The sequence below is a fragment of the uncultured Phascolarctobacterium sp. genome (assembly GCF_905212365.1).
Taxonomy (GTDB): Bacteria; Bacillota; Negativicutes; order Acidaminococcales; family Acidaminococcaceae; genus Phascolarctobacterium_A.
Map to the genome: position 1 here is coordinate 17958 of NZ_CAJMEH010000020.1, position 10100 is coordinate 28057.

Annotated in this window: 12 protein-coding genes; 9 read left to right on the plus strand and 3 right to left on the minus strand. The window is 48.2% G+C overall.

The features are described from left to right. The first annotated feature begins 12 nt into the window (after nt 1-12). The 8 genes from QZ105_RS04920 (at nt 13) to rplQ (ending at nt 3839) form a co-directional block, all read left to right on the plus strand. Nucleotides 13-663, plus strand: a complete 651-nt coding sequence (locus tag QZ105_RS04920; RefSeq protein WP_293728739.1) for an adenylate kinase — start codon at nt 13-15, stop codon at nt 661-663. A gap of 12 nt (nt 664-675) precedes the next feature. Beyond that, nucleotides 676-894 carry a translation initiation factor IF-1 gene (infA, locus tag QZ105_RS04925; protein WP_009145407.1) on the plus strand — a complete coding sequence of 73 codons (219 nt, stop codon included), beginning with the start codon at nt 676-678 and terminating at the stop codon, nt 892-894. A gap of 29 nt (nt 895-923) precedes the next feature. Beyond that, nucleotides 924-1037 carry a 50S ribosomal protein L36 gene (gene rpmJ / locus QZ105_RS04930; protein ID WP_004092858.1) on the plus strand — a complete coding sequence of 38 codons (114 nt, stop codon included), beginning with the start codon at nt 924-926 and terminating at the stop codon, nt 1035-1037. 17 nt (nt 1038-1054) lie between these two features. Beyond that, complete coding sequence (gene rpsM / locus QZ105_RS04935) at nt 1055-1423, plus strand: 30S ribosomal protein S13 (protein ID WP_293728740.1); 369 nt, start codon at nt 1055-1057, stop codon at nt 1421-1423. A 22-nt stretch (nt 1424-1445) separates the two neighbouring features. Continuing rightward, a complete protein-coding gene (rpsK, locus tag QZ105_RS04940) occupies nt 1446-1838 on the plus strand; it encodes a 30S ribosomal protein S11 (protein WP_293728741.1) in 393 nt (130 codons plus the stop codon). Between the two features lie 16 nt (nt 1839-1854). After that, nucleotides 1855-2448: a 30S ribosomal protein S4 gene (gene rpsD / locus QZ105_RS04945; RefSeq protein ID WP_293728742.1), complete on the plus strand. Its 594-nt coding sequence runs from the start codon at nt 1855-1857 to the stop codon at nt 2446-2448. 70 nt (nt 2449-2518) lie between these two features. Continuing rightward, nucleotides 2519-3481 (plus strand): DNA-directed RNA polymerase subunit alpha, encoded by a 963-nt coding sequence (locus tag QZ105_RS04950; protein WP_293728743.1) that lies wholly within the window; start codon nt 2519-2521, stop codon nt 3479-3481. A gap of 19 nt (nt 3482-3500) precedes the next feature. Continuing rightward, a complete protein-coding gene (rplQ, locus tag QZ105_RS04955; protein WP_293728744.1) occupies nt 3501-3839 on the plus strand; it encodes a 50S ribosomal protein L17 in 339 nt (112 codons plus the stop codon). A gap of 230 nt (nt 3840-4069) precedes the next feature. Here rplQ and QZ105_RS04960 read toward each other — a convergent pair whose 3' ends face one another. Genes QZ105_RS04960 through QZ105_RS04970 form a run of 3 tightly spaced genes read right to left on the minus strand, consistent with a single transcriptional unit; the run spans nt 4070 to nt 7597 of the window. Continuing rightward, the gene (locus tag QZ105_RS04960) at nt 4070-6046 is read right to left on the minus strand and encodes a TRAP transporter permease (RefSeq protein ID WP_293728745.1); all 1977 of its coding nucleotides are present in this window, start codon (nt 6044-6046) and stop codon (nt 4070-4072) included. Next, the gene (locus tag QZ105_RS04965) at nt 6033-6533 is read right to left on the minus strand and encodes a DUF1850 domain-containing protein (protein WP_293728748.1); all 501 of its coding nucleotides are present in this window, start codon (nt 6531-6533) and stop codon (nt 6033-6035) included. Before QZ105_RS04965 ends, QZ105_RS04960 begins: the two co-directional genes overlap by 14 nt. A gap of 50 nt (nt 6534-6583) precedes the next feature. Further along, nucleotides 6584-7597 (minus strand): TAXI family TRAP transporter solute-binding subunit, encoded by a 1014-nt coding sequence (locus tag QZ105_RS04970; protein WP_366935987.1) that lies wholly within the window; start codon nt 7595-7597, stop codon nt 6584-6586. 258 nt (nt 7598-7855) lie between these two features. Between QZ105_RS04970 and QZ105_RS04975 the strand changes: the two genes are divergently transcribed. Then, complete coding sequence (locus QZ105_RS04975) at nt 7856-9472, plus strand: gamma-glutamyltransferase family protein (RefSeq protein ID WP_293728747.1); 1617 nt, start codon at nt 7856-7858, stop codon at nt 9470-9472. Nucleotides 9473-10100: the final 628 nt, after the last annotated feature.

A 10100-nucleotide genomic window follows, 5' to 3' on the forward strand; every position in this document is an offset into this window, starting at 1 on the left:
GAGGAATTCAGAATGTATATTCTTTTAATGGGACCTCCGGGTGCCGGCAAAGGCACTCAAGCAGAAAAACTCATTGATGAATTTAAAATCCCTCATATCTCCACTGGAGACATGTTCCGTGCAGCTGTAAAGCAAGGCACTGAGCTTGGTAAAGAGGCAAAAAGATACATGGACGCTGGCGGCTTGGTCCCCGACGTCGTAACCATTGGCATCGTTCGCGAAGGCTTGTCCAAACCCGAATGTGCAAATGGCTTTATTTTGGATGGCTTCCCGAGAACTGAAGAGCAGGCAGTCGCTCTTGACGGGATCCTGAAAGACCTGGGCATTAAATTGACCGGTGTTGTAAATATCGCAGTTCCTGATTCCGAACTGGTTGGCCGCGTTACCGGCCGCCGCATCTGCAAAGCCTGCGGCGCTACCTATCACGTAAGCTTTAATCCCAGCAAGGTTGACGATGTATGCGATAAGTGCGGCGGTAATCTTTATCAGCGTGACGACGATAAGGAAGCAACCGTTAAGAATCGTTTACAGGCATATCATGCACAAACTGAACCGTTAATCGAGTACTACAAAAAACAAGGCTTATTCAAGGATATCGACGGCTTGCAGCCTATCGACAAAGTATATGCCGATGTTAAGGCTAGTCTCGGATGTAGCAAATAAGGAGGTAAAGCTGTGTCCAAACAGGATGTAATTGAGGTTGAAGGCACAATTCTTGAAGCGCTTCCCAATGCTATGTTCCAGGTACAACTGGTAAACGGTCACACCATTCTCGCACATATATCCGGTAAGATTCGTATGAACTTCATCAAGATTTTGCCTGGTGATAAGGTTACCGTGGAGCTTACTCCGTACGACCTCAATCGTGGAAGAATTACTTATCGGTATAAATAACCAAGACAGGCAAAGAGGAGGTTTAAATTATGAAAGTAAGACCGTCTGTTAAGCCAATATGTGAAAAATGCAAAGTCATTAAACGTAAAGGCCATGTAATGGTAATTTGCGAAAATCCGAAACATAAACAAAAACAAGGTTAAGAAGGAGGTGCACATTAATGGCACGTATTTCTGGTGTCGATTTGCCGAGAGATAAACGCATTGAGTATGCACTGCCGTATATTTACGGTATCGGCTTGACTCTCTCTCGTGAAATCTTAGCTAAAACTGGTATTAACCCGGACACTCGCGTTCGCGATCTGACCGAGGATGAAGTAGCCAAGATCCGTGAAACTCTGGATCAGGGTTATAAAGTAGAAGGTGACCTCCGCCGTGAGGAATCCCTCAACATTAAACGCTTAATCGAAATTGGCTCCTATCGTGGCAGAAGACATCGTGCAGGTCTGCCCGTTCGCGGTCAAAATACTAAAAACAATGCTCGCACCCGTAAAGGGCCGAAACGTACTATTGCAGGCAAGAAGAAATAATTAGCGAGGGAGGGATAAACCAGTGGCTGGCAAGAAAGTTGTTCGCAACAAAAAGAAAGTTAGCAAAAACGTAATTAACGGTGTAGCACACATTCGCTCCACTTTCAATAATACTATTGTTACCATCTCTGATACCGAAGGTAACGTTTTGAGCTGGGCATCCGCAGGTGGCCTCGGTTTCCGCGGCAGCCGCAAGAGCACTCCGTTTGCTGCGCAAATGGCTGCTGAAGAAGCAACTAAAGCTGCAATGGATCATGGCTTAAAACAAGTTGAAGTATATGTAAAAGGCCCTGGCGCTGGCCGTGAAGCTGCTATCCGTGCGCTTCAGGCTGCAGGTCTCGAAGTTAACTCCATTAAAGACGTTACTCCGATTCCGCACAATGGCTGCCGTCCGCCGAAACGCAGAAGAGTATAATTGGAGGTGTACCTAGATGGCAATTGATAGAACGCCTGTCCTGAAAAGATGCAGATCTTTGGGCTTAGCTCCCGCATTTCTGGGCATTAGCAAGGAATCTAAACGCCAAGCTAAACGCCAAAACAGAAAAAAGAGCGAGTATGGCATTCAGTTAACTGAAAAACAAAAAGCTAAATTTATTTATGGTGTCCTGGAAAAACAATTCCGCGGCTACTATGATAAAGCTAAGAAGATGGAAGGTATCACCGGTGAAAACCTGCTGATCCTTTTGGAAAGAAGAATTGATAATATCGTTTTCCGCTTAGGCTTGGCTAACACCCGCCGTCAGGCTCGCCAAATCGTAAGACATGGTCACATTGCCGTTAATGGCAAGCGTTTGGACATTCCCTCCGCTTTGGTAAAAGCTGGCGATGTTGTAAGCGTAATGGAAAACAGCCGTGCAAAAGAATATTTCAAAGGCATGGACGAGACTCTGGCTACTAAAGCAGTTCCGGCTTGGCTGGTTCTGGACGCTGCTAATCTGAGCGGTAAAGTAGATCGTTTCCCGACTCGTGAGGAAATTGATGTTCCTATCGAAGAGCATCTCATCGTTGAGTTGTACTCTAAATAATTAGTGAACATCTTGTGCCACCCACTGAGAGACGTATTGTGGTAATACGCGAAAGAAGGAGGCTTTCCGAATGATTGAAATTGAAAAACCTAAGATGGTTACAGCTGAGATCAGCGAAGATGGTCGCTATGGCAAATTTGTTTGGGAGCCGCTGGAGAGAGGCTATGGCATTACGCTGGGCAACAGCCTGCGTCGCGTTTTGCTGTCCTCCCTGCCGGGTGCCGCAGTAACCTACGTTAAAATTGACGGAGTTCTGCACGAGTTTGCTACTATTCCTGGCGTTCGTGAGGATGTCGCAGACATCATTCTGAACATTAAGGCTTTGTGCCTGAAAATGGAAGGCGAAGAGGAAAAAGTCCTGCGAATTGAATGCTCTGGCGAGCAGGAAGTTACTGCAGCAAATATTATTGCTGACAGCGATGTAGAGATTTTGAACCCTGAGCTGCATATTGCGACTTTAGATAAGGACGCAGTTTTCAATATGGAGATCCATATTGACAAGGGCCTCGGTTATGTTCCTGCGGATAAGAATAAGCAGCCGGATCAGCCCATCGGAATTATTCCGGTAGACTCCATTTACTCTCCTATTACCAGAGTAAAATTTGCTGTTAACGATACCCGCGTAGGCAATGTTACCAACTATGACAAGCTTACTTTGGAAGTTTGGACTGACGGCAGCGTTATGCCTGATGAAGCTGTAAACATGGCTTCCGGCATCTTAATTGATTATCTCAAGTTGTTCCATACCGGCGATACCGATACTCCTACTATCAGCGTAGCCGGCGGTTCTGAACCGGAAGGTTCTGAACCTAAAAAAGAGGGTCCTGGTGCAATGTCTATCGACGATCTTGACCTGTCCGTGCGCAGCAATAACTGCCTGCGCCGTGCCGGTATCAATACCGTAGAAGAGTTAACCATGAAATCCGAAGAAGATATGATGAAAGTTCGTAACTTGGGCCGTAAGTCCTTGGATGAAGTTAAGAAGAAGCTTAGCGATCTGGGGTTGTCCTTACGCAAAAGTGATGAAGACTAATTAAGGGGGTCAGAAGTACATGGCATACAGAAAACTGGGTCGTAATTCCAGCAACCGTAAAGCTCTGTTTCGCAGCATTTTAACTTCCTTCTTCAAATATGGCAGAATCGAAACCACCATTACTAAAGCTAAAGAAGTAGCTAAGCAATCTGCTCAGCTGATTACCTTGGCTAAACGCAATGACCTGCATGCCCGCCGTCAGGTGTTGGCTGTACTGGTTGACGAAGCTGTTACCAAAAAACTGTTTGAAGAAATTGCTCCGAAATATGAAGGCAGACAAGGCGGCTTTACTCGAATTTACAGAGTAGGTCCCCGTCGCGGTGATGCTGCAGAAATGGCTATTATCGAGCTCATCTAATCAGAGCATTTTTAAGCAGGAACTTCGGTTCCTGCTTTTTTCTTTTTGTTTACAAGCCTGAGAAAATAATATTTCTAAATGTGCGCAAAATATTAAGCGGTTCTGAAATAGTGAAATAGTAAAGCTAAACCCCTTACCATTCTGAAAAACATCAGAAAGATAAGGGGTTTGTTGTTTAAAGGATGCAATCGGATTCTGCAGCGTTATTTTAATTTGTAAAGAATAATGCGTTACGCCGTCTTTAAGGATTTTTCCTTTTTCTTTTGGATTATGTAGAGAACAGCGCAAACGGTTACGCCCACGGCGTCGGTTACGATACCGGGATACATCAGGCCCAGGGAGCCTGCCAGTACGATACCGCGCAGCCACAATGCCAACGGAGCCAGGAAATAACCTTCAGTTGCAACTGCCAGCAGGAATACGCCTAAGCAGGCGGAGGCCGCCGTCCAGACGCCTTCAAAAACAGTGGTGTCGATTAGCATCAGCTGGGGCGAGAAGACGAACATAAAGGGAACGATGAAGCCTGCGATGGCTAATTTAACGGAAGCAAAGCCCGTCTTCATGGGGTCGCCGCCGGAAAGGCCCGCTGCCGCGAAGGAGGCCAGCGCAACAGGCGGAGTCAGGTTGGCAAACATGGCGTAATAGAACGAGAACATGTGCGCTGCCGCCGGAGCGATGCCCAGCTTAGCCAGGGCCGGAGCGGCAATAGCTGCGGTGATGATGTATGCCGGAATTGAAGGCAGGCCCATGCCGAGAATCATACAGGTTATCATGGTGAATACCAGCGTGAAGAGGATGCTGGTGCCGCCCAAGGCGATAATCGTATTAGCCATGGTCAGGCCAAAGCCGGTTTTGGAGCAAACGCCGATGATAATGCCTACGCAGGCGCAGGCCACGGCTACGGATACGGTTTGCTTAGCGCCGTCGGCCAGAGCTGTTACCATATCGTTAAAGCTCATGCGGGTTTCTTTTTTCAGCTGCGCTACGATAATCGTCAGCACAATGGTCAGTACTGCTGAATAAACGACGGTAGTACCGGAAAAGAAGAGCATATAGAGTAAAAAGAATACGGGAATCAGCAGATGGCCGCGGGAGTTGATAACAGCTTTAAAGGAAGGCAGCTGCTCTTTGGGGAGGCCGACCAAACCGTCCTTGGAGGCGCGTAGCTGTACCTGAATGATAATGCCGAGATAATAGAGCAAGGCCGGGATTGCCGCCCAAATAATAATGCTGGAATATTTTACGCCCAGCATTTCCGCCATAATGAAGGCTGCTGCGCCCATGATGGGGGGAAGCAGCTGACCGCCTACAGAAGCGGCGGATTCTACTGCGCCGGCAAATTCTTTAGAGTAGCCGGTTTTTTTCATCAGCGGGATGGTGAAAGCGCCGGTAGTAACTACGTTGGCCACTGCGGAGCCGTTGATGGAGCCTAAAAGGCCGGAAGCCAGTACGGAAACCTTCGCCGGGCCGCCTTTAGTATGACCGGCTAGGGACAAAGCCAAATCGTTAAACAGCTGGCCCATACCGGATTTGCTCATGACAGCGCCGAAGAGAATAAACAGGTAAATATAGCTGGCCGCTACGTTGACGGACGTACCGTAAATACCTTCGGTGTTGGCGAAGAAATGGTTGGAAAGACTGAGCCAGTCGTAGCCGCGGTGCATGAACATACCCGGCATTTCGCGTCCAAAAAGGCCGTAGCCTATAAAAACAAGGCTTAAGATAGATAATACGTTGCCGCTTACACGTCTGGAGGCTTCCAAAACGAGAGCTACCAGCAGCGTCGCCATAATCATATCCATCATATTGGCGTTGCCAGCTCTTTCAACTACGCCTAAATAGTTAGTAGAAATATAGATGGGCGCAGCTAAGGAGAGCGCGGCTAAAATCCAGTCTAAAACGGAAGGCGTGGTGAAGCTGGATTTTTTACACATGGGATACATCAGGAAGGTGAGCACCAGCATCATGGATACATGGATGGAGCGGTGAATCAGCGTTAAGGGAGGGCCAAAGGTCGCGGTGTATAAATGGTACAGGGAAACGAGCAGGCAAAGTACGAAGAAAATCTTTTTCATTACGCCGGAAAAGCTTCTGGTCGTAGATTCTTTGTCCAGCTTTTTGATAATTTCGTCGGATTTTTTTTGCATTTCGGCGCTGGCTTCAAAGTTTAACTGCTCATCAGTCGCTTTCTTTTTAATATCCGTCATCGAAAACACCCCTTCTCTCAATAACTAAAACTAATCTGGTATGTTCAGGAAGGATACGTCCGCTGGTTACCAGAACATTATTAATTTTGATTTCGCGCGTGAACATGTTGGAATTAATCCAAACAAACTGAGGGAAAAGCTGACCTATTTCCTCCATATAAATGCGTCCTTTTTCTATACGGGTGCGTTTGCCCTTGTTTTCAGGAATGCCTGCGCCGAAGGCAGGAAAGGAAATAGCGTCTAGTTCCAGCGTATTGTCGGCGTTGATATGATAATATTCGTGCCAGGAGATGCGTTCTAAGGAATGAATCCAGCCAAAGAACAGCTTGTCGCCTGTTTGTACAGGATAGCGCACATACTCCTTTCCTGTTTGATAATCGTAAATACGCAGGACTTTTTTGTTGGAATATAGTTGCTGCCAGCCCAAAAGGCTGGCAGCAATAGTACTAAGCAGTAAAATTACTGTTATTAATGTCTTCTTTGACATGTTTTTCACTGGAATGAAATTCGTTTGCTTGAGAAACTGAGGACGGCTTCTTATTTCAGCAAGCCTTTTTCTTTATAATACTTGATTGCGCCGGGATGCAGCTGAACGGAAGTGCCCTGGATGCCGCGCAGAGCAGTGTCCAGTTTAATTTCGCGTTTTGCGGTCGCATGGGAAGCGCCGATAATCTCTAAGCCCTTAGGATCGTAGATGCCGGACAGCAGGTCGTAAACCACATCGTCGGACAGGTTTTTGCTGACCAGCATAATATTCATAACGGCCGCGGTAGTGGTATCCTTTTGCGTGCCGTATACATCTTTGGGAATAGTCCATTCTACATAGAAGGGATATTTGGCGATTAATTTTTTCAAAGCTTCGCCTTCAACGGGAACGAATACTATTTCTTTGGCGGTGCCCAATTCTTTAATTGTAGCGTTGCCTAAGCCGGAGGTTACGAAAGCTACGTCGCACTGGCCGTTTTTAATTTGGTCGATAGCTTCGCCGTAGGAGAGGTAGTCGACCTTAGCGTCTTTATAAGTCATGCCGTGAGCTTCAAACATCATGCGTGCGTTCAGCTCTACGCCGGAGTTAGGAGCGCCAACGCCTACGCGCTTGCCTTTCAGGTCTTCAAATTTAGTAATGCCGCTGTCTTTAGTAGTTACAATCTGGCACACGTTAGGCCACAAGCCCATCATAGCGCGTAAATCCTCGGCTTTGGGTTTGCCCTGGTAAGCGCCGAAGGCTTCTACCGCCTGGATAACGGAGTCGCTCATGGCGATAGCCATTTCGCCTTTACCGGTAAGGATAGCGTTGATGTTTTCAGCCGTAGCGCCGGTTGCCGTAGCGGAGGTTTTGTAGCCCATTTCGCCGACAACTTTGGAGAAAGCGCCGCCGATGGGGAAGTAAATGCCGCTGGTGGGACCAGTCAGTACCGTGATAAACTCCTTGGAACGATCAAGTTTACCGGCGCTCTTGCCGTCCGCTTTCTTGTCGCCGCCGCCGCAGGCTGCCACGGTTAAGGCCATAACGATCATCATCATGAGAGCAATAATTTTTTTCATAAACATTTCGCCTCTTTCCTCTTGACTTTTCACAATTGTAAAGCTACAATTCCTTGATTTAATTATATCATATCGATGTGCGTTACGATAGTTTTTGGCAGAAAATAAAAAATTTTCTGCGCTAGAAGGCGTCGCGCTGCGATGATTTTGTAAAAAGCTTTATAAAAATGCAAAAAAGAAATTGCCTTGCCCCTGGTTCTTTACAGACTTAAAGCGCCCGCTTATAATTAAATCAGAAAAGCTTGGCAGCACAGGAGGATGAAGATGGATTTTCAATTTAACGGACAGGAATACACCTACGGTTCGCGCCGCCGCGTCGTATACGCCAAACGCGGCATGGTCTGCACCTCGCAGCCGTTGGCGGCGCAGGCTGGCCTGCAAATTTTACAGCAGGGAGGCAACGCCATTGACGCGGCCATCGCTACGGCGATTTGCCAAACCGTGGTAGAGCCGACGAATAACGGCTTGGGCAGCGATTGCTTCGCTTTAGTATGGGTAAAGGATAAGCTGTACGGCTTAAACGGCAGCGGCTATGCGCCGCAGAATTTGACAGCGGAGGCGGTGGCTGCCAAAGGATTTACGGATAAAATGCCGTTTCGGGGTTGGTGCGCCGTAACTGTGCCGGGCGCTCCTGCGGCGTGGGCAGAGCTGCACCGGCGTTTTGGCAGGCTGCCTTTTGCGCAGCTGTTTGCGCCTGCTATTGCCTATGCGGAGGAGGGTTATCCTGTTTCGCCAATTGTGGCCCGCTTTTGGCAGGAGGGCGTGGAACTGCTGACATCTTATAAAAACGACCCGGCCATTGCGCCGTGGTTCGCTGCTTTCGCTCCGCAGGGCCGCGCGCCTAAAACAGGCGAAATAGTTCGCTTACCGGGCCATGCTAAAACTTTGCGCCTGTTGGCGGAAAGCTATTGTGAAAGCTATTACCGCGGGCAGCTGGCGCAGGACATTGTTGACTTTAGCCAACGGACGGGCGGCTATCTGACCTTGGAGGATTTGGCAGATTATCATGCGGAGTGGCAGGAGGCGCTGCACATCGATTACCGCGGCTACGAGGTGTGGGAAATGCCGCCTAACGGACACGGCGTTACGGCGTTGATGGCGCTGAATATTTTAAAAGGCTTTGAGTTTACCAAAAGGGATTGCGGCGCAACTTTCCATAAGCAAATCGAAGCGATGAAGCTGGCTTTTGCCGACGGCATGCAATATATCGCCGACCCACGCTATATGAAAGTAAAAACTGAGGAGCTGCTTTCCGAAGAATATACGGCGCAGCGGCGCGCTTTGATAGGCGAACGCGCTTTAACGCCGCAGGCCGGTAAACCGTTTTGCGGCGGCACGGTATATTTGTGTACTGCTGACGGCGATGGCAATATGGTTTCCTTTATACAAAGCAATTATAAGGATTTTGGCAGCGGCATTGTGCTGCCGGGCTATGGTTTGAATTTTAATTGCCGCGCCGCCGGCTTCAGCCTGAATCCGCAGTCGGACGATTATTTGCAGCCGCGCAAAAAACCGTATCACACGATCATCCCCGGCTTTTTGACGAAAAACGGACGCGCGGTCGGCCCGTTCGGCGTGATGGGCGCGTATATGCAGCCGCAGGGGCATGTGCAGGTGATTATGAATACGGTGGACTTTTTGCTGAACCCGCAAGCAGCGTTGGATGCGCCGCGTTGGCAGTGGCTTGAAGGTAAAAAGATTTTGCTGGAGGACAGGGTTCCGCAGGAAATTGTAGACGAGCTGCGCCGTCGCGGGCATGAGATTACAGTAATGCGCGACGATACCAGCTTTGGCCGCGGCGAGATAATCTGGCGCAATGACGAGGGCGTGCTGGCCGGGGCGACGGAACCTCGCGCTGATGGAACGGTAGCGGTGTGGTAAAGCTTTGCTAAAAAACAAACACGCCGCCGCAAATGCGACGACGTATTTAAAATTGACACATTAGTTCTCTTATGGTAAAATGCTAAAAGGCGCTACTATAACGGTAGGCGGTTGTCCCTCTTGTTTACGGGAGGGCGGCGTCCCTCCCATGAAAGGATTTCTTTGTCGGAATCTGAGTAGAGAGGGGGCGATTACTATTACTTTCTCTGAGGTTATCAGCCTTTTGACACTTATCGCAATTATTGCATTTGGGTGTATTGAGATTGGTAGATATATCGAAAAAAACGCAAAAAAATAACCGCCACACCCTCGCAAAGTTGACGGTTATTTTTAACACTAAACCTTAAAGGGACAACCGCTTATCGGTAGCGCCTCTTTGTATTTATATTATAGCAGGGCGAGAGCAAAAAGTCAAATGTGCGTTGCGTTACGGCAGAATCGAAACGCGCACTGCTTTACATTAAGAAGCGTGTGGCATATAATGAAATTGCCCTAAAAAATTTAGAGGAGGTTTTTGGTTATGAAAAAAGAAATTGCTGCATTGGTTGCAGAACAAACTAGAGCTTTGCTGGCCGCTCCCAGCGCCTGCAAGGAAATTAAGGCCGCTGCTGAGGCTTGGCTGGCAGCC

Coding starts and splice junctions, on each gene's coding strand:
- QZ105_RS04975 (WP_293728747.1), top strand. CDS start 7,856: ATGGATTTTCAATTTAACGGACAGGAATACACCTACGGTTCGCGCCGC.
- QZ105_RS04950 (WP_293728743.1), top strand. CDS start 2,519: ATGATTGAAATTGAAAAACCTAAGATGGTTACAGCTGAGATCAGCGAA.
- rpmJ (WP_004092858.1), top strand. CDS start 924: ATGAAAGTAAGACCGTCTGTTAAGCCAATATGTGAAAAATGCAAAGTC.
- QZ105_RS04960 (WP_293728745.1), bottom strand. CDS start 6,046: ATGACGGATATTAAAAAGAAAGCGACTGATGAGCAGTTAAACTTTGAA.
- QZ105_RS04965 (WP_293728748.1), bottom strand. CDS start 6,533: ATGTCAAAGAAGACATTAATAACAGTAATTTTACTGCTTAGTACTATT.
- rplQ (WP_293728744.1), top strand. CDS start 3,501: ATGGCATACAGAAAACTGGGTCGTAATTCCAGCAACCGTAAAGCTCTG.
- rpsD (WP_293728742.1), top strand. CDS start 1,855: ATGGCAATTGATAGAACGCCTGTCCTGAAAAGATGCAGATCTTTGGGC.
- QZ105_RS04970 (WP_366935987.1), bottom strand. CDS start 7,597: ATGTTTATGAAAAAAATTATTGCTCTCATGATGATGATCGTTATGGCC.
- rpsM (WP_293728740.1), top strand. CDS start 1,055: ATGGCACGTATTTCTGGTGTCGATTTGCCGAGAGATAAACGCATTGAG.
- QZ105_RS04920 (WP_293728739.1), top strand. CDS start 13: ATGTATATTCTTTTAATGGGACCTCCGGGTGCCGGCAAAGGCACTCAA.